Below are 20,443 nucleotides of genomic sequence, written 5' to 3'. Positions count from 1 at the left end.
CTAGGCTCATAGCTCGTGTCCGGCCCGGCTCATCCAGAAGGAATTCAACGATGGCGAGACAGCACCAGTACCGCGTGACATTTTATGATCAACAAGGAAATTGTCATCAAGTGGAGCTTTCCACCGTCTATCAGATCAGACGGGATCCCCAGTGCGATCTCTGTCTGTTCGACACCGAGCAGTGTGTCGGCTCGGAAGAGATGCTGGAACGCATGATACGGCAAAAAACCGGCTTTGAGCAGGAAATATCCATCATCAACGCCCGACTTGTCTGAGCCGGATCAGACGGGTACCGGACGGGATTTACCCTGCTCGTCGATGGCAACATAGGTGAAAATCCCCTCTGTCACGCAGTAACGTTGAGCCTCGTTTGCACGCAGCACCGGCTTGACCCAGACCTCCAGCTTCAGACGCATGGAGCTGCGGCCAATCTTCAGGCAACGCCCGTAGCAACACACCACATCACCGACCTTGACCGGGCTGTGAAAGGTCATGCCTTCGACGGAAACGGTACAAATACGTCCTTTTGCCAGCTCCTTGGCCATGATGCCCCCACCTATATCCATCTGGGACATGATCCAGCCCCCGAAGATATCGCCATTGGGGTTGGTATCGGCTGGCATCGCCAGGGTTCTCAGCAACAGTTCCCCGTCAGGGTGACGTTTTGTATCTACCATCATTACCGCTCTCTCTATCATGAATGGCGGCATGATAGGGGGCGAGCCCCGCCTTGGCAAACCTCAATTGCCCTGCGTTCTCAGCCAAAATGGGCCTTTGGAGCCGCATGTTACCCGGCAGGGAAACACAATTGAACGAAGGCTAGGCAGCCTCAGTGACCCAGTGCGGCCTGCTCGGCAAACCAGTGGGCCGGATCGGGCCAGCGGTAGCTAAAACCGAGGCGCAGGCAGATAAGCTGGCCCTCGATGGGGGCAAAGGTCCCGGCTGGTTCGATGAAGCTGGGTGCCGGCAAACCGAGCAGGCGAGCCGCAAATGGATAGAACTGCTCGCGGCGCGGATGCACGGGAGCGCTCAGGTTATAGGCATCCCCGTTCTCTGCGTGCGCCAGCATCAGCTGACAGGCCGCCACCACATCATCCAGATGCACCAGGTTTACCGCTTGGGCTCCGCCATCGAGGGTCTTGCCCGCCAGAAAACGACCGGGATGGCGATCCGGGCCGTAAAGACCGGCGGGGCGCAGCACCATGGCGCACTCAAAACCGGCGGTCAACACAGCCTGCTCGGCAGCGAGCATTCGCTCCCCTCTGGCGTGGCCGGGTCTGGGCTGCTCCCCTTCCCCCTGCCCTGGCGCCCATACCGAAGTGGCGCTGACGAACAGCACTCTCTGCACACCCGCAGCTTTTGCCAGCTGGCATAGCCGGGCAATGGCCGCAGGGTAATCCTCCGTCTTGCTCGGTGGTACGCAGATCACCAGCTCGCGGCAGACCAGCGGCAAAACATCCAGCCGGGCCGACAATTGCAGCGGCCAGGCCTTCACGCCTTCGGCGGTCAAGCGCTCGGCCTTCTCGGCCGAGCTGACCGTCACTACCACGGCCTGGCCTTGCGCCTGCAACGCCCGCGCCAGCGGCAACCCCAGCCAACCGGCTCCCACTATTCCCGTCTGGTTCCTGCATTCTGTTGTCATTGGCAAAAATCCTGGCAAAAAAAAAACGGCCATCCATGATGACCGTCGAAAGTAACGAAGGAAATAGCTGGATTGACCAGTTACCTCCCACAGCGGGAAAATCGGGAGCGCAGGCTCCTAATTCGTGGGGCCTATGCTAGTGGCAGGCTGGCCAAAAAGCTTTGAAGCGGATCACAGTTGAAAAGGATTTCTGAAAACGGTTTCAATTTTTAATGCGGAGTCAGTGAAAAATTGGCCCATTCAGGGCCAATTTCATCTCATCAGGCGACAGATTCGCGACTGACCAGTTCTGCTTCGAACTTGAGCGTCAGTCCGTCGACCGGCTTGTGATCCAGCAGACGCAAGGCCAGCTCGGCCGCGCGGCCACCCATCTCCTCGATGGGATAGCGCACTGTCGTGAGCTTGGGGTAGATGTAACGGGCATAAGGGATGTCATCAAAACCCACCACAGAGATCTGCTGCGGGATCTTGTAGCCACGCTCCAGCAGACAGGAGATGGCTCCCGCCACCATGGCGTCATTGAAACCGAGCACGGCAGTGAATTCTACGCCCCGCTCCAGCAGCTCGCCCATGGCCACATAACCGCCGTTTTCATCGGCGAAGGCACGGCCAATCAGCGCTGGATCCAGCTCAATGCCCGCCCGTTGCAGGGCGTAGCGGTAACCCGCCATCCGCTGCAAGCCATCCACAAACTCTTCGTCATCCGAGGTCACGAAGGCAATCTTGCTATGCCCGGCATCCAGCAGATGCTGACACGCAGTGGTAATACCGGCCTGGTTATCCAGCCAGACACAGCGATCCTCTGCACCCGGTACCTGTCGGTTGATGAAGACGATGGGGGTATTGCCTGCCACCAGTTCGCTCAGCTCCTCGTCCGGCAGGGCCTTGCTGTGCAAGATCAAGGCATCGCACTGGCGCTGCAGCAGCGCCTGAATGGCATGACGCTCACGTGCCGCATCATGGTTGCCGGACATGACGATGGTGAATTTGTCCGCCTTGTCGACCATGGTCTCGATGCCGCGCATCATCTGGGCGAAAAAGGGGCCACCACACAGGTCCCCTACCAGTACGCCGATGCAGTTGGATCGCTTGCTGACCAGCGCCTGGGCAAAACTGTTGGGACGAAAATTCAGTTCCTTCATGGCCGCCAATACGGCCACACGCTTTTCTGGTGCCACTTGTGCCGTGTTGTTGATCACCCGCGACACAGTTGAAATGGACACATTGGCCAACCGAGAAACGTCTTTAATCGTTGCCACTATCAATTCCTTTGTTGGGGAAGCCTGTCTGTGTTGATCGGGCGATTATATCGAACCTGTCAGACCAAGACGTGGCGCCCGATCACCTGACAGGTTTCCTTTTGTAACAAAACCTTGTGGGATAATAACCATTTTGGGGAAGGAAAGGGAATTGGGCAGCCGCCAGGGCGGCTGCCGTCTCAATAAGCGTGACTCAGCTCGCGTTCGGACATGAAGCGCAACGGCTGTTGCAGCTTGTGCTGGTAGATGAGATCGAACGACAGCACATTCTGCACATAGTTGCGTGTCTCCTTGTAAGGGATGCTCTCGACCCAGACATCCATTGGCCGATTGCGACTCTGCTCCCGCCAGCGTTTCACCCGCCCCGGCCCGGCGTTGTAAGCCGCCGTCGCTAGAATACGGTTGCCGTCATACACATCCAGCAAGCGCTTGAGGTAGGCACTCCCCAACCTGACATTGAGGGTAGGCTCGAACAACTGCTCGGGATTGCGATAAGGCACCCCCAGCTTGCTGGCTGTCTCCTTGGCGGTACCCGGCATCAACTGCATCAGGCCGCGCGCACCCACCGGCGATTCTGCCCGCGGGTAGAGGGCGCTCTCCTGGCGCGACACCGCATAAAGCAGGCTCATATCGACCGAGCGCTCCCGCGCCATCTGGCTGAAGGTCTGCTTGTAGGGTTTGGGAAAACGCAACTCGATCGCATCCCAGGCTTCGGCGCGGATGCTGGCCAGAATAGCCAGCTCATGCCAGCCCTGATTGAGCGCTATATGACCGAACTCGATGCGCTGGGCAACCGGGTTGCGATCCATGTTGTGGACCCACTCAGCGCGCGCCGCCGTGATTTCGTTCATGTCCAGCAGCTCACGCACCCGCAGCAGGAAGGGCCAGCGGTGAGTTGCGGTACGCCAGTCAGGCACCTTGGTGCCGGCGCTCTGGTTCTTGATGCGATAAGGCACGCCGGTACGCTGAGCCGCCATAAAGCCATAGAAGCCGCGCAAGTTGGCCGTTTCCAGATAGAGATCCCGCGCCGGTTTCTTCTGCCCCTGCACTTCCAGCGACCGTGCCAGCCAGTAACGCCAGCGATCCTCTTTCTGCAAGGCCATCGGCATGCGCTTGACCCAACCGGAGAGGCCGCGCCAGTCCTGTTCCCAGATGGCAAGGCGGGCTCTGAGCTCCAGCAGATCCGGGTCATCGAGCCGCACGACAGTGGCATCTACCCAACTGCGCTGGGAAATGGATCGATCCAGCAGCAGGCGACGGGCCACAGCCCGCTCCACCGGCGCCACCTCGGCAGGTGTCAAACCAAAGCGGGAGCGAGCTTGCGCAAGCTGGCGCAACACGGATTCGGGCTGCTGATTGGCATAACGGGCCAGTCCCAGTGACAGCAGTCGCCGCGAGGGCGCTGCCGTGGAAAAGTAAGCCGGATTCATCGCCCTTGCAGGCTGCTCGAACAAGGCGATCATCTGATCGGCGTAAGGCCGCATACCGCTGCCAAGTTGGGCGCCCAGATGGCGGATCAGGTTGGGGTTTTCCGCTTCAAACGCCAAGGTCATGCGGGTCCAGACCTTCTCCTGAGTGCGCAATCCGGCCTGCTGCCAGAGCTGGAACAAAGGGGCACAGGCATCGGGACGGGATTGGCCGCTCAACCAGAGCTTGCCAGCCTCCTGCAAGGCCTGGGTCTGCTGTCCCGTGTAGTAACGGGCCTGATAGTGCATGCAGAGCAGATCGGTGGAACTCGGCTTGGCCGGGTAGAAGCGCAGGAACTGGGACCACTGCTGGCTCTGGGCCAGATGGGTCAGGTAGCTGCGCTCCAGGCGATTGGATTGCGGCGTATCGCCGTGTTCGCGAATGAAACGGGTTACTTTGTCATAGTCTGCCGCCCCGGGCCGAAAGGCCAACTGGTAATAATCCAGATAGGGCAACAGCGGATAATGGGTCAAACGGGCACGAATTTGCTGGAAACGAGCCTGATCGTTGGCACGTACCGCGTCATAGGCCTGACGATAGAGGGACTGATCCATTGTCTGTGCCGCGACTGGCATCAGAAGTCCTGGCACGAACAGCGCCGATAATATGATTCCCTGCACGGCTTTCACCAAAGACGTCTCCATTGAGCAGCAATGCCACCGCCCGCTGGCGGTGGTGTCATGTCCACTCATTCTACCCGTTAACATCAAGGGCTACAGCTCGCCCACCATACTATTTTTCTGCCACCACACAGGTATGGTCGTTGTGGGTCAGACGCCGGACATAGCGCTCCAGATAGGGCACAGGCAGCGGCTTGGAGGCGAGGTAACCCTGATAGAAATGACAGCCCTGAGCTTGCAGGAACTCCAGCTGCTGGCGGGATTCCACCCCCTCTGCCGTCACGTTGAACCCCATGTGACGCGCCATGGCGATGACAGCCTCGACGATGGCCATGTTGTCGCCATCCTTGGGAATGTCCTGAATGAAGGAGCGGTCGATCTTGAGCTCATCGGCCGGCAGCCGTTTCAGGTAACTCAGGGAGGAGTAGCCGGCACCGAAGTCATCGATGGCGAAGCTGATGCCAATGGCCTTGAGCTCACTCATCTTGCTGATGGTGTCTTCCGCATGCCCCAGCACCACCGACTCCGTGATCTCCAGATTCAGGCAGGCGGGGTCCATGCCGGTCGCCGCCAGTACGTCGTGAATGCATTCGACAAAATCGGTGGCATGGAACTGCTTGGCACTCACATTGACCGACAGCTGGGGGATATGGATGCCGTTTTCCTCCCACAGCACATACTGGGCGCACGCCTCGTGCAGCACCCAGTTGCCGATGTCGACGATGAGATCCGTCTCCTCGGCGATGGGAATGAACTCGGCGGGTGAGACCAGTGCCCTCCCCGGCGGTTGCCAGCGGATCAGCGCCTCAACGCCTATGATATCGCCTCCTTCCACCATGTGCTGGGGCTGGTAATAGAGCGTCAGCTCCTGCTGGCTCAAGGCATTGCGCAATTCGTTATGAATGAGCAAGCGACGATCCGCCTGTTGCTGCATGGAGGCATCGAAGAAGCGCCGGGTCTTGCGGCCCGCCGACTTGGCCTGATACATGGCGGTATCAGCCTGCTTGAGCAAGTCATCCACCCCCTGCTCACGCCCAGGAAAGAGGGTAATACCGACGCTGGCACCTATGTGCAGCACCTGCACACCATGGTTGTAAGGCGCAGCAATCTCGCTGATGAGCCGCTCGGCGATGAGGTCGGCCTGCATCTCCGCCTGAGGCGGGCTGGCCGAGAGGGAGGGCAGCAGCAGCACGAACTCGTCACCGCCGAGTCTGGCCAGGCAGTCCCCCTGACGCACCAATCGCTTGAGGCGGCTGGATACCTCCTTGAGCAACCAGTCGCCGGTAGCGTGACCGAGGGAGTCGTTGATGGTCTTGAAGTGATCCAGATCGATGAACAACAGGGCCCCGATCAGGTTGTCACGGCTCGCTTCGCTGAACGCCTGCGCCAGGGTTTCGTGCAACTGACGGCGATTGGGCAGGCCGGTCAGCTCATCGTAGTAGGCAAGATCCTGAATGCGGCGCTCAGCCGCTTTACGCTCAGAGATGTCTTCGAAGCAGATGACAAAATGGCTGATAACGCCTTTGTCATCCTGCACAGGCGTGACGATTTCCCACTGGGGATAGGTGTGACCATCGAAGTGCAGGCGCTGAGTCTCCCCCTGCCAGCGATTGAGGGTATTGAGCTCGTAGCCAAGGCCATCAAGCCCTGACCAAAGCTCATTGCCCAGATGCAGACCTATCACACGCTGGCTGTCAAAACCGGTGATCTGGCTGAAGGCATGGTTGACCCGCAGGATCTTGAAATCAGGATCCGTGATGATGATGCCTTCATGAGTTTCAAACGCCACCGCAGAGAGCCGCAACTGGGCGTCGCTCTGCAGCCGCTCCAGCTCGGCCACCATACGCACGGAGAAGATGGTCAACACTGAGCCCAGATTGGGGATCTCAATTTCGCCGGAGAAAAGCAGGGCCAGATGACCCAGGATCTGGCCATTTCGGTCAAACAGCGGCTGGGCGTAATAACGCTGCCCCGCCTTTAGCTGGGGGTTGAGCTGACAATGGGCCTCAAGGGTGACCACACAGGCTTCACCGCGCCGATAAACCTGCTGACAGGGCATGCCAGCGAGCTCGTACTCCTTGAGGTCGATGCCGTGACAGGCCAGCACCTTGAGGCGATCGCTGCCAGTACGCTCTGCCAGCCAGACCGCATCCGCAACCAGAATATGGGCCAGCTGATTGACCAGGGTATCGAAGAAATCGAGCCCTGTTCTGGCGGAAAGGGCCTGGGCCAGCTGGGCCAGCAAGGGGTCTTGCAACAGAGGAAGCTGCTGGGATAACTCGGCAGGCAAGGGGGTGCTGCGGGTGGTATCGAGCGGCGCAAGCCAGCCACAGCAAACCTGCTGGGCGGGGATGTACTGACCGCTCCAGAGCACGTGGCGCACGCTCCCCTCTTCATCGTTCAAATGGCCGATAAACTGGGCCGGTTGGTGCGAGTGATAGAGTCTGGAGAGAAAATCGGAGAATCCGGGTTCATCATCTGCAGCCAGCTGACCGGCCCAGGGGTGTGCGCCCTCCCCTTGCCAAAGCTGGTAAGAGGCATGATCGGACAGGCTCCACTGCTCCTGTTGTCGATCATAAAACCACATCATTTGAGTGGCTTGCTGTTTCATGTACTACTCCAACACCACAACAACCACGTTCAATGCCCGAATAACTTGATAGCGCCCACATTCACAGGTCGCACTACGGCATGACGAGGTGCGGCGGGAAGTGCGAAAGATGCGAGACTAAGCGGTGGAAACCGGACATGAGGTCGACATGCGGCGCTGCCAAGAAGGGACAGAAACGATCCAAGTTTTCCCATACTGCCTGCCTGTTTCATGGAGCTCAAGCGCTTTTTGGTGCAGAACGGGAAAAGATCACAATTTATATCTCCCATGATAGTAAAGGGCTCATTTCGTGACCCAGATCACATTTCATTATTCCCCCATGAGTAATCTGAAGGTGAAGACACAAGCAAGACGACCCGAAGGGGGCCAATATGAAAATCGAAATTACCAGCAAAATCATCGACATTACCCCGGCTATCCGCGAGCGCATTGAATCCCGTTTTGAAAAGCTCGAACGTCTTCAGGTGCCTCTCATCACACCTCATGTGATTGTCTCCAAAGAGCGTCTGATGTTCATCATTGAAGCCACTGCTGGCATCCCCAACGGCAAACTGTTTGCCCAGGCAGAACACGAGGATCTCTACGCCGCCATCACTGAACTGGGGCAAAAGCTGGAGCGTCAGCTCACCCGTCACATCGAAAAACCCATTGCCCGTCGTGCGGCGGCCAGTGCCAAGGAAATTCCCCAGCCGGACGAAGCCGACGCATAATCCACAATCACATCACACCAATTCGAATTCAAAGGCGGGATCTTCCCGCCTTTTTGCATGCTGACTTTTGTACGATCCCCTTCATGCTTGTGCCGCTGTCCTCAACTTAACCAGTGCAACCGCGTATCCACCCCTTCTTGCAATGCATTGAGGACTGGCAACATGAGCAAGGGATCGTCACGCCTTGGTTGATCCGCCAGCTTGTGCTGCCAGCGCTCGCGACCCAGGGGCGAGAGGTTGTCATAGACGGCAGGATCCAGCGCAGCTTGCGGGCCGAGCAAAGGCGGTGATCGCAGCGCCAGCCAAAGCCTCACATCCACCATGGATCCCCCCTGCTGCAACCGCTCATTGAGGTACGCAGATCCCCCATCATCCTCGCCTCCTTGCAAGGGGGTCACGGCCGGTAGTTCAAAATGGCTGCGCCAGACCCGGGTATCTGGCTTGGAAACCCGCACCGGATCGAACCAGGGCTGCTCTTCCACAGCATCGGTCAGCAGGGCCAGGTGCAGACGAAAGTCGGCCCTGTCTCCGTGCTGGAGATCACGGTTGAGACGCTGCCCCAGCTGGGCCTCGTCAACCAACAGCTGATCACGAATCGCGCTGGGTAACATGAGATAACTCTTGGAAATAGTGGTTTCATTGCTTATCGGCCGCAAATCGGATCCTTTGAGCAGGAAAAATCCCGCCAAGGGGTTCACAACGACAGAAGATCTGTTAGTATGCGCCTCGCACTTGTGGAGGGGTTCCCGAGCGGCCAAAGGGATCAGACTGTAAATCTGACGGCTCTGCCTTCGAAGGTTCGAATCCTTCTCCCTCCACCATTTCAAGTGCAGCCAGTACGCAAGTCAGGCCAATAAAAGTATGCAATACCCCGTGGAGGGGTTCCCGAGCGGCCAAAGGGATCAGACTGTAAATCTGACGGCTCTGCCTTCGAAGGTTCGAATCCTTCTCCCTCCACCACTCTTCAGAAAACCCGGCCTGGCGCCGGGTTTTCGCATTTCTGGCCATCCAGGATGTCGTGTGACCCACCATCACACTGCACCCATGAAAACGGGAGGCCAAGGCCTCCCGTTTTTCCCTGCCCTACAGGGTGAAGCGGTAGAAGATGTCCACCGCTTGGGCGACGCCGCTCATGGCCTGCAGATAGAGTCTGGGCATCAGCTCGTAACGCAGTTTGAACTCGGCGATGGGGCTGAACACGCCGACCCCGTACTGGAACTGCAAACCGGGCAACAGGTAGGCCGACAGGGTCACCTGAGTGTTGTTGCCACTGCCGGCGGTATCGAGCGCCACATCGCTCATACCGAGGGATTCCCCCAGGCTGGAGACCACGCCATTGGCCTGGCTGACGGCACCGGCCACCAGCAGGCCGTTGAAACCACCATCTTCACCACTGGTCTGCAGGCCCTTGCCGCGCAGCAGATAGGAGAGCTGTTCTGATTGTGCCATCTGCGGCTCGGAATAGACGGTGATCTTGGGCTTGCTCGCCGGCCCTGTCACCCGCACCCCGACCGTCACCTTGTCCTCTATGGTATCCGGATCCCGATAGGCCTCTATGTTGAGGAAGGGTCGATCGAGCGGGCCTGAGAAGAGGATGCGGCCATCCTTGATGATGAGGTTCTGGCCATAAGCCCTGAAGCGACCATCGTTGAGCACCAGCTGACCGTTGCCCGCCAGTGGCCGGGAAGGCTGCTGGCTGATATTGATGCCGCCGCCCACCCGGGTCTTGAGCCCCATGGCATCGAGCCGAACGTCGTCCCCGAGCCGAATGGCCAGCTTGATGGCCATCGGCAGCGGCGCCGCCTTGGGCACAGGCGGCAGGTCGTCATAGATCACGGTCACATCGTCGGAGACAGAGACAGCACTCTCCGGCAGGCTCTTGACCAGGATCCGCGCCCAGGGAATATCGACCTGACCACTGACCTGGGTCTCCTCTCCCAGCGAGATGGCGATGTCAGGGGAGAGCCGTACCCGTCCCATACCCGGATACTGGGCTTCCAGCTCCTTGCCCTGAATGGTGAGACTGCCCGTTACCGGCATGCTGGCCCAGCTCAGCCAGCCACCCAGCGCCAGCGGGCCCTTGCCCACTAGCATGGTACCGTCAAGCTCGGCCCGGTTGCCTTCTATCTTGAGGTGGGTCACCAGCTTGGAGAGGGTCACCATGTCGGAGTGGGTCTGCACCTCTCCATCGAGCAGGTTGAGCTGACCGAACAGCAGAGGGGACGCCAGTGTGCCATCGAAGCGGGCATCGGCCGAGATGACCCCCTGCAGGGAGCGCACCTCGGGAATGAGGGGGGCAAACGTCGTCAGCTTGAGGTCATCAAACTTGAGCTGGCCCGACAGAGTGCCACGACCGGCCGGATCCTTGATCAGCAGATCGGTATCGATATGACCTATCTGTTTGGAGACAAAGTCGAGCCGGATCGCCGCCTGCTGGCGTTCAAAATCCACCCCCAGTTCGAGGCGCTGATAATCGGTCTTGAGCCCGTCAGCCACAAAGGTGCCCGGTGTGGTGCGCACATTGGCGTGCAGTGTCGGCTGATTGCCACGCCAGCTGGCGCGACCATCGGCTGAGAGCACCGCCTGCCAGCGGAAGTTTTCCGGCAGCCAGGGACGCAGGCGCTTGAGATCAAACTCGCTTAGGGCAAACTCCAGGCTTCCTTGCTGGGCCGAGACCTGGCTCCCCTTGACGCAGAGGCTGGCCCCTTGGGAGGTCAGGCAGAGATCCCCCATGGTCAGCCGCTGGCGTGGCAGATCGAGATCAAGGGCCCAGGGGTCGGTCAGCTCCCAGCGCCGCAACGGCGTCTTCAGCTTGAGCTCCGACAAGGCACCACGCCAGCGATCTCCGCGCAGCCCGCCGCTCAGGTTGAGGTTGGCTGCAACCGGATCGCCCTTCATGGTCAGACTCAGCACATGTTGGTTGAGGTCGCCACTAAGCGTCAGGGCCAGCTGACTGAGGGTGGTTTTTCCCTGCACCAGACTCGCCACCGTCAGCGCCAGTTCACCGGCCGGCTTGTCACCGACCAGAGCATTGCCCTTGATGGCGATCCCTTTCAGATCCGTGCCCGCATAATAGAGACGGCTGGAGACCAGTTCAGTGGTGACCCGCGGCGCTTTCTGATTACCGGTCAGACGCACCTGTCCCTTTATGTCCCCTTTCAGGCCAGGATAGAGCCCCGTCAGATTGGGGGCATCGAGATCCGCATCCAGTCGCCACGCCTGCTGGCTGAGGCTGCCCTTGGCCTGCAACCGGTTGGGGCCGCTTTGCAGTGCCAGAGCCGGGATCTGCCACTCCATCTTGTCGTTGCCGCTGATCTCGCCCTGGATGGCGAGGGGATACTGATTAAGCTTGCCCTCGACTTTCAGCTCGGGCAGTTGCAACTGCCAGTGACCCGCCTCGCTCAGTTCGAAACGGCTGACTATCTTGCCCGCCAGCTTGCCCTTGAGTTCAGGCACCAGTTCGGCGGGATTGATCTCCTTGAATTCGGTGGTGCCCTGCCAGCGAACCCCCTTGTTCCAGGCCAGCTTGCCATCGAGCTTGAGCTCCCCTTTCAGGGCGTTGAGCTGCAGGTTTATCTGGTTGAGTTGTTCCAGATCCCCCTTGCCCGTCAGCGCCAGCTTGAAGGGGGGCACATCCGTGCCCTTGCCGGCGGTATTCAAGGCAAATTGGTAGGCAGAGAGCTTGCCCTTGGCGGTCAGGCTACCCTTGTCCAGCTGATAGCCGGGCTCGTCCTTGGCTGCTTGTTTGGTGACGGTGTGCAGGGGCCAGCCGAGGCGCTTCCACTCCAGCGCCAAGTCAAACGGCAAGTCAGGGTTGAGGGGGGCCAATGACCCTTTGAGGTTGGCGGCCACAGGCCCCTTGGCTTGCAGTGCCAGCGCCAGCTTGCCCACTGAGCCACCCAGGGTCAGGGTCGCCTGCTCCCCTTTCAGTTCACCATCCAGCAACCCCTTGCGGGCCTTGGCATCCAGGGTCAACGCCAGCGGATAATCCTCGGTCAGCCGGACATGGCCCTTGAGCGCCAGATCCGCCATGGCATGGCGCAGGGAGAGCTCGCGCACCTCGATGCGCTCCTCTTTTGCCGTGGCCGACAACCGCAGAAAATCGAGCCCTTCGAGCAGCTCCCCTTGCTGGTAGTGCAGCTTGGTGGCATGCAAACCTTCCAGCTGGATCGGGAATGGCAAGTGAATGGCAGGCAAGGTTATGGGTGCTGCCTGCTCTGCCTTGCCCTTGCCCGCCTTCTGCGCCTTGGCGCTCAGCATGGGTTGGGTGGCGGCCTTGTCTGCAGTTGCCTTGTCTTTGGTCGCTTTCTCTCTGGCAGCCTTGTCTGCAGCTGGCTTGGCTGCATTGGCAGGCGGTGTCTCGGCCAGGATCACGCTCAGACCATCGAGCACGGGCCCACGCACTATGAGCCCCTTGCGATTGAGGGAGGCACCGATATCCAGCGACGTGAGGGTTACCGCGACCCCGGGTACCGCCAGATCCAGATCTGCCACCTTGAGGCTGTCGATCTGAATTTTCAGCGGCAAGGGCCGCCAGACAAAAGGCTCCGATGGCGTTTCCGGTGTCGGTTCAGACTCGGCAACCTTCACCACAGGATGGGTAACCGACAGGGATTTTATCCAGAGCTTGCCCTGCAGCAGCTTGCCAAGATCCCAGTCGAGCACGGCGCGATCCACAGTGACATCCACCAGTTCATCCTGCCAGCCGACCCCTTCCAGGGTCCAGCCGTAGCCCAGTTGGCCAGCCACCAACTCCCCCTTGAGAGAAGGCAGCGCAGCCCTGGCCTGCAACCACAGCCACTTGTTGCCCTGGTGGGTGAACCCCAGCAGGCTGACGCCGATGAGCAGCAAGAAGACTAGCCCCATCAGCCAGAGAAAAATGCGTTTTACCCAGATCACAGTGCAGACCCCCGCGAAACATGCAGCCGCAGCGGCCAAAGAAACGTGCGTTCAAACGAAATCATAATTCAGGCCCCAGCGCGAAATGCAGCCGCAGCGGCTTGTCTTCCTCGGAAATGCCCACAGCCAGATCGAGCCTGACCTGACCTATGGGGGTCACCCAGCGCACACCAACACCGGTTCCTATCTTCCAGGCTTCGCTGTAATCCTCGGTCGCCGTGCCGCCATCCACGAACAGGGCGCCGAGCCACTTGTCGCTGAACCGGTAGTTGTATTCGGCACTGGCGGCGCTCACGTAGCGCCCCCCCAGCAACTTGCCATCACTGTCTCGCGGCGAGATGGTCTCATAGCCGTAGCCACGTACCGTCTGATCGCCCCCGGTAAAGAAGCGCAAGGAAGGGGGTACCAGCGAGAAGCTGTCCCCTATGATGGCGCCCTGCTCGGCCCGCAGCAGGAAGCGGTGATCATCCCCCAAGGTGCGCAGCCACTTGCTGCGGCCCCACACCCGCATGAAGCTGATATCCGATCCCCAGTAAGGGTCGGAAAACTCCAGGGTCAGTTGCTGGCGATCACCCCAGTCCGGTACCAGACCACCTCGCACCCGCAGCCGCGACCAGGAGACGCCGGGGATCAGCAGCAAGCTGTTCCCTTCATCCTTGCCCTGCACATAGCTTTCGTTTTCAAGCCGGATGAAGACGTCACGGTCCCATGTCTCCGGACGCCGCGTCCAGCGGTGGACGCTGAAGGTGGCGAGATCGGAGCGGGTGTCATTGTTGTTGGTATAGCGATAGCCGGTTTGCAGGGAGTAATAATCCCGCAGCGGGTTGCCCACCGGGATCTGGTAATCGAAGCTGAGATCGGCCTGAGGGGCGGAGACATTGGCGGTCGCGTTGAGGCGGTGACCATAGCGGTTGACCCAGGGCTTCTCCCAGGTGGCACTCATGCGCGGGCCCACGTCGGTGGCAAAGCCGACCCCCGTCTCAATCTCGTGGTCAACCCGGTTGGACAAGGTGACCTGCACAGGCACACGGTTACCCTCGGCCTGACTGATCATGGGCTTGATATCCACCTGCTTGAACAGCTTGGTGGAGGAGACATCCTGCGACATCTCGGCCATCCGGATCGCCAGATAAGGGTCGCCACGCTTGATGTTGATGAGCGGTCGAATGAGGCGCAGCGCCTCCGGTGTGGCGTCGTAGTGGATCTCGCCAAAGTGATAGCGGGGGCCGGAGCGGAACAGGATGAAGATTTCGGCCGTGCCCTGATCCGGGAACACCTTGACCTGGCTCTTGCTGATCTTGGCATCGAAATAACCCCGGGCCAGCCCCAGGTTACCCAGATCCGCCTTGATGGATTCGTACTTGCCGTGGTTGAGGGCATCGCCCTCTTTCAAGGGCAGCTTGTCCAGCAGCTCGCTGTAAACCTCGTCGCTGCCCGCGTCCCCTTCCAGCAAAATATCGAGGCGAGAGATGATGACAGGCTTGCCCGGATCCACCTCTATCACCACCTTGGAGGGAGCCTGCTTGTCGCGACTCAGGGTGATTTTGGGCTGATAGTAGCCATAGACCTGCAAGGCTTTTTGCACGCTCTCGGTGATCTTGGCGCGCGCGGGGCGGAACTGGCGTTCCTGATAGACAGGCAGGGCATTGAGGTAGGCTTCAACGTTGCTCTTGTTATCCCCTCTCAGACCCTTGATCTGATAGGTGAGCTTGGCCGCCATGGCGGGCGTGACAACCAGCAGCAGACAGAGGCTCAGGCCAAGTGCACGAAGCCCGCGACGGAACGCCCGTCCGGGCGGTGAGATCCCTGCTGGCAGGGGCGGATTGCATCCTGTCAAACGTCAATTTCCCCGAAGAACATGATTAAAATAATGCAGTATTCAGAACGATAATGAGGCTCACTCGATGGCAAGCGCGCCTCATCCTAGCATATCCCCAGCCCAACATCAGAGCGGGGTGGCATTGAAATTCACCATATTATTGAAGCCTTTGCCGACCGGGTGACCCCCTTTACCCCCGCGCCGGCCACGCTGACCTGCACCATTGCGGGTAAAAAGGGGAATTCCTCGCCCGTCAGGCCATGAAGTACCGCCTCAACGGCGGCGACTCACGTCAAGGACCCACTCTCCAGGCGCCCCGGATGATGCGACATCCATTGTCGGCAAACGGTCAAAATGACATCACCGCCCTCATGGCCTGCCCCCAAACACTGGCCCTGGCGTCCCCCTCCCTTGAAGGCATGTCTATTTAGACGATATAAATCAATTGGTTGAGTAACAATAATCAAAGCCTCGTTCACCTCAATCGATTTATCCCGCTGCCACCTTGCCTCTCCCTCCACCACACTGGGTCTATCAACAAAGGGACGCACATCATCTTCGCCAGCCTTGGCGTTATTCATTGAGGGGACACATCATGCATGCACGTAGCGAACAGATGGCTGACTATATTGCCGATCGTCTCGAATTCATCACTTTTCTCGCCTGTTGCAGCGCCATGCTGGCCTTGCTGACGGGCATGAACGGCCAACAGGCGCTGGCCTTTACTGCGCTCAATCTGCCGTTCGGGCTCGCCATTTTGCTGGGGCTAGCCATGCTGGCACCGCTGCCAGCACACTGGCGCCTGCCGGGTGTCACCCTGCTGCTGGCGGGCAGTGCGCTGGCCACCCTGCAACTGGGTGGCAACTGGCTCAACCCCCTGGCCATCTGGAGCCTGCATGCCCTGCTGGGGCTGGAAATACTGTGGCAATCACGCCCAAGGGCGCATCTGACGGCTCACCTGCGTGGCTAATGCCAGAGTCCGGCTGACGTGTGCGATGAATTGGGGTAATCTTGCGCCCCGATTTGCCATCCGCCGAGGAGCACCCGAATGAAGAAAGCCTGTGCCCAGCACATCCTGGTCAAGACCGAGAAGCAGTGTCTGGAGATCAAGGAGAAACTTGCCAAGGGAGCCGACTTTGGCCAGATGGCCAAGCGCTTCTCCACCTGCGCCTCATCCAAGCGCTCGGGGGATCTGGGGGAGTTTTCGAAGGGTGACATGATCAAGCCGTTTGACGATGCCGTGTTCAAGGGTGAGCTGCTGACCGTACTCGGCCCTGTGCGCACCAAGTTCGGCTTTCACCTCATCAAGGTGCTATACCGCAACTGATTGCTCATAAACGGATGGCTCAGAGCTCGGGTGACAACACCAGGGGCCAACCGCCGCACCGGCGGGCATAGAAGCCAAAGCGCCAGGGATGGCGTTGTGCCCAGTTATCCATCTCGGGTGCCGGCGTGAACCGGCTGTCCGGCCAGAGCGATACTCGGCTAGCCCGACCATGCAGGGCCTGCCAGCGGGTCAGGCTGATGTCAGCCAGACGCCATTGAAAATCATCCCTTGGCAACAGCGCAGGGGCGAATGCCTGACCACGGTTGCAATATTGTCCGCCCCCATCATTGCCATCCACCAGTTGCCAGAAAATGTTGAGCAGATCCCCATATCCCACCAAAGCCGGATCGTATTCGATGCGTACCGCCTGACGCCGCATCGCCCTCTTTTCAGCGTCCGGGTTTCCTTTCAGCTCGGGTGTGACATAACCGGGCTCGACCCGGGTCACGCCGGGCACGCCTTCATAAATGATCTCGGCGCGCCACATGTCCCCTGCCGCCATGACAGCGCTGTCCGCCCAGAGCGGTGTGCTTTGGAAAAGCAGCAGGATTGAGATAAATTTACTAACGTTATCAGTCAATTAAGTTTATCCTTCTGGGCACATGTCCATCATAACCAGTGGATCCCCGTTATGCCCAGTTATTTGTGGTGGCCACTGCTGGCCTGGATGCTGCCCCTCGCTGGCGCCCTCGGCAGTCGCATGCATCTCTGGCCCTGGTGGGCAGGCTTCGCCCTCTGTCTCGTCAGCGCCCTGATAGCCCTTGGTCTCTTGTTGCGCCTGCCCTGGAGCCGGCACAAGGTGCCAAGTCTGTGGGGCATAGTTCCCCTGTTGCTGCCCCTGCTGTTTGTGGTGCAAGCACTGCGCATGCCGCTGACCAACGATGTCAGCACGGATCCCTATCATCCCCCCGCCCTTGCCTGGGCTGCCGAACTGAGAAGCCCGCAGGATCTGCCGATAAATCCGGCCCCCTTGCAAGTATTTGAGAAAAATCCCGGTCCTCTCTATACCAGAGCCTCCCCGGTCGAGGTGATCACGGAAGCGAGCGAGCTGATGGAAGAGCTCGGCTGGCAGCAACGACCGAGCCCAACCGGCATTGATGCCGTCGTCACCTCTCGCTGGTTCGGCTTTCAGGATGACGTGGCCTTGAGGGTCTTCACGGGTCCCAAGGAGACCCGAGTCGACATGCGCTCTGCCTCCCGTCAGGGGCGCAGCGATCTGGGTGCGAATCGGGCTCGGATCCATGCATTTCTGGATCTGCTCAACGAACGGTTAGGCGGTGCCTATAAACCCAAGATGAAGAAAATTGAAGAGGATCAGTATGCGCGTTGAGGTCAAACCGGACCGGGAATATGCCTGGTTTATTCGCCCCTTTTTCTGGCTGCAAAAACGCAACTACGGTCAGGTGCTGATCCCGGGCAAATGCTGGGGCCGCTCACCACGGCTGTTTGCCGCCGTGGCCACCCTGTATGGTGTCATCAACCGCAAGCGCTCTCCCATCGATCCCGTGCTGCGCTCCCTGGTGACGGTCAGGGTCTCCCAGCTCAACTGGTGTCGTTTCTGTGTCGACATCAACGCCATGACCCTCATCAAGCGAGCGGGCTCCAGCGACAAGGTGGAGGCGCTGGCCCACTGGCGCACCAGCCCCCTGTTCGACGAACGGGAAAAGGCGGTGCTCGACTACACCGAAGCCATGACAGGGCTCGATGGGGTGAGCGACGAGCAGGCGGCTCGCCTCAAGCCCTGGTTCGATGACGATGCCATGGTGGAACTGACCGGTCTTGTCGCCTTCCAGAACATGTCGGCCAAGTTCAATGCGGCCCTCGATATTGCCCCCCAGGGTTTCTGCCAGTTGCCGGTGCAACCTGAGCGCCCCGTGGCAGCTCAAGAACAGCAGCCCGGCAAGGACGCCTGATGAAGCGCGCCCGCCTGCTGCTCCTGCTGGTGATGGGGTGCCTGATTGGCGCCTTTTTCACCCTCGATCTCGGCCGCTACCTGAGCCTGTCCCAGTTGCAGGCCCACCAGGATGCACTGGCACAGCTGGTCGACACCCATTTTGTCGCCGCCTGCCTGCTGTTTGTGGCTCTCTATGTGATCAGTACCGCCCTCTCACTGCCCGGCGCCAGCCTGCTGACCCTGGGGGGCAGCGCTGTATTCGGTATTGGCTGGGGGCTGCTGCTGGTCTCCTTTGCCAGTACGCTCGGAGCCACACTGGCTTTTCTCAGCGCCCGCTTCCTGCTGCGCGACTGGGTACTCAGGCACTTTGGCGACAAGCTGGCCACGTTTCAGGCCGGCATGGCAAAAGACGGCGCAGCCTACCTGCTGAGCCTGCGCCTCATCCCGCTCTTCCCCTTCTTTCTGGTCAATCTGTTGATGGGGCTCACCCCCATCAGAGTCAGTACCTACTACTGGGTGAGCCAGCTTGGCATGCTGCCCGGCACCTTCGTCTATGTACTGGCGGGGAGTGAGCTGGCGACTCTCACCAGCACGGGCAATATTCTCTCCCCCGGCCTGATGGTGGCGCTGACCCTGCTGGGACTGATGCCCTTTCTGATGAAGAGGGCGATGGCATGGCTGGCCCTGCGTCGCCTCCATGCCCCCTATCAAAAGCCAAGCCGCTATGACTACAACCTGCTGGTGATAGGTGCCGGCGCCGGCGGCCTGGTGACCAGCTACATTGCCGCGGCGGTGAAGGCCAAGGTGGCGCTCATCGAGAAGCACAGGATGGGCGGGGACTGCCTCAATACCGGCTGCGTTCCCTCCAAGGCACTGATCCGAAGTAGCCGCTTTGCCGCGGAGCAGCGCAGGGCCGGGGAACTGGGTTTTAGCCCGAGTCAGGCCCGCGCCGATTTTGCCGCCGTGATGGCGCGGGTGGCACAGGTGATCAAGGAGGTCGAGCCCCACGACTCGGTGGCACGCTATCAGGGCCTAGGCGTGGAGTGCATCGAGGGCGAAGCAAAACTGGTCTCTCCCTGGGAGGTGGAGGTGAATGGCCAGCGCCTCACCAGCCGCCATATCGTGATCGCCACCGGGGCAAGCCCCCTGGTGCCGGATCTGCCCGGATTGGCCGACACGCCTTATCTCACCTCGGATACCGTCTGGCAGCTGCGCACCCCGCCCCGCCGCCTGCTGGTGCTGGGCGGCGGCCCCATTGGCTGCGAGCTGGCCCAGAGCTTCGCCCTGCTTGGCATTCCGGTCACCCAAGTGGAGCTGGCCGATCAGCTGCTGCCTCGTGAAGAGCGCGACGTAGCCGATGCCGTGCAGCACCAGATGGCGGCGGACGGCGTCACCCTGCTCACCAGCTGGCGTGCCGAGCGGGTCGATTATTTGCCGCAAGAAGGGAGTGAGCAAGGGGAACACCTCCCCATCCGGCTCCACCTGTGTCGGGGCGATCAACGCCTGATGGTTGAAGGGGATCAACTGCTGCTGGCACTGGGACGGGTTGCAAATGTAAGCGGCTTCGGCCTCGAAACGCTGGGGGTCGAGCTGGCGCCACGCGGCACTATTGCTGTCGATGGTTTTCTCGCCACCAACTACCCCAGCATACTGGCGGTGGGGGACGTGGCAGGACCCTACCAGTTCACTCACTTTGCCGCCCATCAGGCCTGGTATGCCGCCGTCAATGCCCTGTTCGGCCAGTTCAAGCGCTTCAAGGCGGATTACAGCGTGATCCCCGCGGCGACCTACACCAGCCCGGAAATTGCCAGGGTGGGTCTCAACCGCAAGGAGGCCATGGCTCAAGGAATCCCCTTCGAGGTGACCCGCTTCGTGCTAGGGGAGCTGGATCGCGCCATTGCCGATGGGGAGCGCCATGGCTTTATCGAGGTGCTGACGATGCCCGGCAACGACAAGATCCTCGGCGCCACCATAGTGGGCACTCACGCCGGTGAGCGGCTCGCCGAATTCGTGCTCGCCATGCGCCACCAGCTGGGGCTTGGCAAGATACTCGCCACCATCCACGCCTATCCCACCCTGATGGAGGGGAACAAGTACGTGGCCGGTGAATGGAAACGGGCCCATCAGCCCACTCGGGTGCTGGCCCTGCTGGCCCGTTATCACCACTGGCGCCGCGGCGCCTGACCCTTTGCCCA

At 60.0% G+C, this 20,443-nt stretch carries 16 protein-coding genes and 2 tRNA genes; 9 read left to right on the top strand and 9 right to left on the bottom strand.

Annotation, left to right across the window (positions count from 1 at the left end; all coding sequences use genetic code 11):
- Positions 1 to 50: 50 nt before the first annotated feature.
- Positions 51 to 275 carry a hypothetical protein gene (locus GWQ27_RS15760; RefSeq protein ID WP_034523267.1) on the top strand — a complete coding sequence of 75 codons (225 nt, stop codon included), beginning with the start codon at positions 51 to 53 and terminating at the stop codon, positions 273 to 275.
- Positions 276 to 281: 6 nt separating this feature from the next.
- On the opposite strand, the gene yciA is transcribed toward GWQ27_RS15760, so the two are convergent.
- The 5 genes from yciA to GWQ27_RS15735 all read right to left on the bottom strand — a co-directional run bounded on the left by yciA (position 282) and on the right by GWQ27_RS15735 (position 7,599).
- Positions 282 to 680, bottom strand: a complete 399-nt coding sequence (gene yciA, locus GWQ27_RS15755; RefSeq protein WP_005309782.1) for an acyl-CoA thioester hydrolase YciA — start codon at positions 678 to 680, stop codon at positions 282 to 284.
- A 149-nt stretch (positions 681 to 829) separates the two neighbouring features.
- Positions 830 to 1,642, bottom strand: a complete 813-nt coding sequence (locus tag GWQ27_RS15750) for an NAD-dependent epimerase/dehydratase family protein (protein ID WP_275907741.1) — start codon at positions 1,640 to 1,642, stop codon at positions 830 to 832.
- Positions 1,643 to 1,902: 260 nt separating this feature from the next.
- Positions 1,903 to 2,901 carry a LacI family DNA-binding transcriptional regulator gene (locus tag GWQ27_RS15745; protein ID WP_034523272.1) on the bottom strand — a complete coding sequence of 333 codons (999 nt, stop codon included), beginning with the start codon at positions 2,899 to 2,901 and terminating at the stop codon, positions 1,903 to 1,905.
- A 179-nt stretch (positions 2,902 to 3,080) separates the two neighbouring features.
- Complete coding sequence (locus GWQ27_RS15740; protein WP_131731790.1) at positions 3,081 to 4,997, bottom strand: transglycosylase SLT domain-containing protein; 1,917 nt, start codon at positions 4,995 to 4,997, stop codon at positions 3,081 to 3,083.
- Between the two features lie 103 nt (positions 4,998 to 5,100).
- Entirely contained in the window at positions 5,101 to 7,599 is a 2,499-nt protein-coding gene (locus GWQ27_RS15735) for an EAL domain-containing protein (RefSeq protein WP_265452314.1), read from the bottom strand.
- A gap of 371 nt (positions 7,600 to 7,970) precedes the next feature.
- On the opposite strand from GWQ27_RS15735, the gene raiA reads away from it, so the two are divergent.
- Positions 7,971 to 8,309 (top strand): ribosome-associated translation inhibitor RaiA, encoded by a 339-nt coding sequence (gene raiA, locus GWQ27_RS15730; protein ID WP_005309768.1) that lies wholly within the window; start codon positions 7,971 to 7,973, stop codon positions 8,307 to 8,309.
- Positions 8,310 to 8,410: 101 nt separating this feature from the next.
- Here raiA and GWQ27_RS15725 read toward each other — a convergent pair whose 3' ends face one another.
- Complete coding sequence (locus tag GWQ27_RS15725; protein ID WP_111588592.1) at positions 8,411 to 8,920, bottom strand: VC2046/SO_2500 family protein; 510 nt, start codon at positions 8,918 to 8,920, stop codon at positions 8,411 to 8,413.
- A 125-nt stretch (positions 8,921 to 9,045) separates the two neighbouring features.
- Between GWQ27_RS15725 and GWQ27_RS15720 the strand changes: the two genes are divergently transcribed.
- Together GWQ27_RS15720 and GWQ27_RS15715 are read left to right on the top strand one after the other, a co-directional pair.
- Positions 9,046 to 9,130 (top strand) — tRNA-Tyr (locus GWQ27_RS15720).
- 54 nt (positions 9,131 to 9,184) lie between these two features.
- Positions 9,185 to 9,269 (top strand) — tRNA-Tyr (locus GWQ27_RS15715).
- Between the two features lie 123 nt (positions 9,270 to 9,392).
- Here GWQ27_RS15715 and GWQ27_RS15710 read toward each other — a convergent pair.
- Together GWQ27_RS15710 and GWQ27_RS15705 are read right to left on the bottom strand one after the other, a co-directional pair.
- Positions 9,393 to 13,208 (bottom strand): translocation/assembly module TamB domain-containing protein, encoded by a 3,816-nt coding sequence (locus GWQ27_RS15710; RefSeq protein ID WP_265452313.1) that lies wholly within the window; start codon positions 13,206 to 13,208, stop codon positions 9,393 to 9,395.
- Between the two features lie 61 nt (positions 13,209 to 13,269).
- Positions 13,270 to 15,045: an autotransporter assembly complex family protein gene (locus GWQ27_RS15705; RefSeq protein WP_011898917.1), complete on the bottom strand. Its 1,776-nt coding sequence runs from the start codon at positions 15,043 to 15,045 to the stop codon at positions 13,270 to 13,272.
- 577 nt (positions 15,046 to 15,622) lie between these two features.
- Between GWQ27_RS15705 and GWQ27_RS15700 the strand changes: the two genes are divergently transcribed.
- Positions 15,623 to 15,997, top strand: a complete 375-nt coding sequence (locus GWQ27_RS15700; protein WP_005309754.1) for a hypothetical protein — start codon at positions 15,623 to 15,625, stop codon at positions 15,995 to 15,997.
- Between the two features lie 78 nt (positions 15,998 to 16,075).
- Positions 16,076 to 16,354 carry a peptidylprolyl isomerase gene (locus tag GWQ27_RS15695; protein ID WP_275907740.1) on the top strand — a complete coding sequence of 93 codons (279 nt, stop codon included), beginning with the start codon at positions 16,076 to 16,078 and terminating at the stop codon, positions 16,352 to 16,354.
- A gap of 19 nt (positions 16,355 to 16,373) precedes the next feature.
- Here the strand turns inward: GWQ27_RS15695 and GWQ27_RS15690 are convergent, their stop codons facing one another.
- Positions 16,374 to 16,934 (bottom strand): peptide-methionine (S)-S-oxide reductase, encoded by a 561-nt coding sequence (locus GWQ27_RS15690; RefSeq protein ID WP_275907739.1) that lies wholly within the window; start codon positions 16,932 to 16,934, stop codon positions 16,374 to 16,376.
- Between the two features lie 51 nt (positions 16,935 to 16,985).
- On the opposite strand from GWQ27_RS15690, the gene GWQ27_RS15685 reads away from it, so the two are divergent.
- From GWQ27_RS15685 to GWQ27_RS15675, 3 genes are read left to right on the top strand one after another with little or no spacing between them, the layout of a single operon-like run.
- Positions 16,986 to 17,684 carry a DUF1499 domain-containing protein gene (locus GWQ27_RS15685; RefSeq protein WP_275907738.1) on the top strand — a complete coding sequence of 233 codons (699 nt, stop codon included), beginning with the start codon at positions 16,986 to 16,988 and terminating at the stop codon, positions 17,682 to 17,684.
- Positions 17,674 to 18,267: a carboxymuconolactone decarboxylase family protein gene (locus tag GWQ27_RS15680; protein WP_005309739.1), complete on the top strand. Its 594-nt coding sequence runs from the start codon at positions 17,674 to 17,676 to the stop codon at positions 18,265 to 18,267. Before GWQ27_RS15685 ends, GWQ27_RS15680 begins: the two co-directional genes overlap by 11 nt.
- On the top strand, positions 18,267 to 20,432 hold the full coding sequence (locus tag GWQ27_RS15675; protein WP_275907737.1) for a bifunctional TVP38/TMEM64 family protein/FAD-dependent oxidoreductase: 2,166 nt from the start codon (positions 18,267 to 18,269) through the stop codon (positions 20,430 to 20,432). Before GWQ27_RS15680 ends, GWQ27_RS15675 begins: the two co-directional genes overlap by 1 nt.
- The last annotated feature ends 11 nt before the right edge of the window (positions 20,433 to 20,443 follow it).

This window comes from Aeromonas sp. 5HA1, assembly GCF_029237245.1.
GTDB classification, from domain to species: Bacteria; Pseudomonadota; Gammaproteobacteria; order Enterobacterales; family Aeromonadaceae; genus Aeromonas; species Aeromonas salmonicida.
Note: the sequence above shows the minus strand (reverse complement) of the source record. Positions and strands in the feature narration are given on the sequence as shown.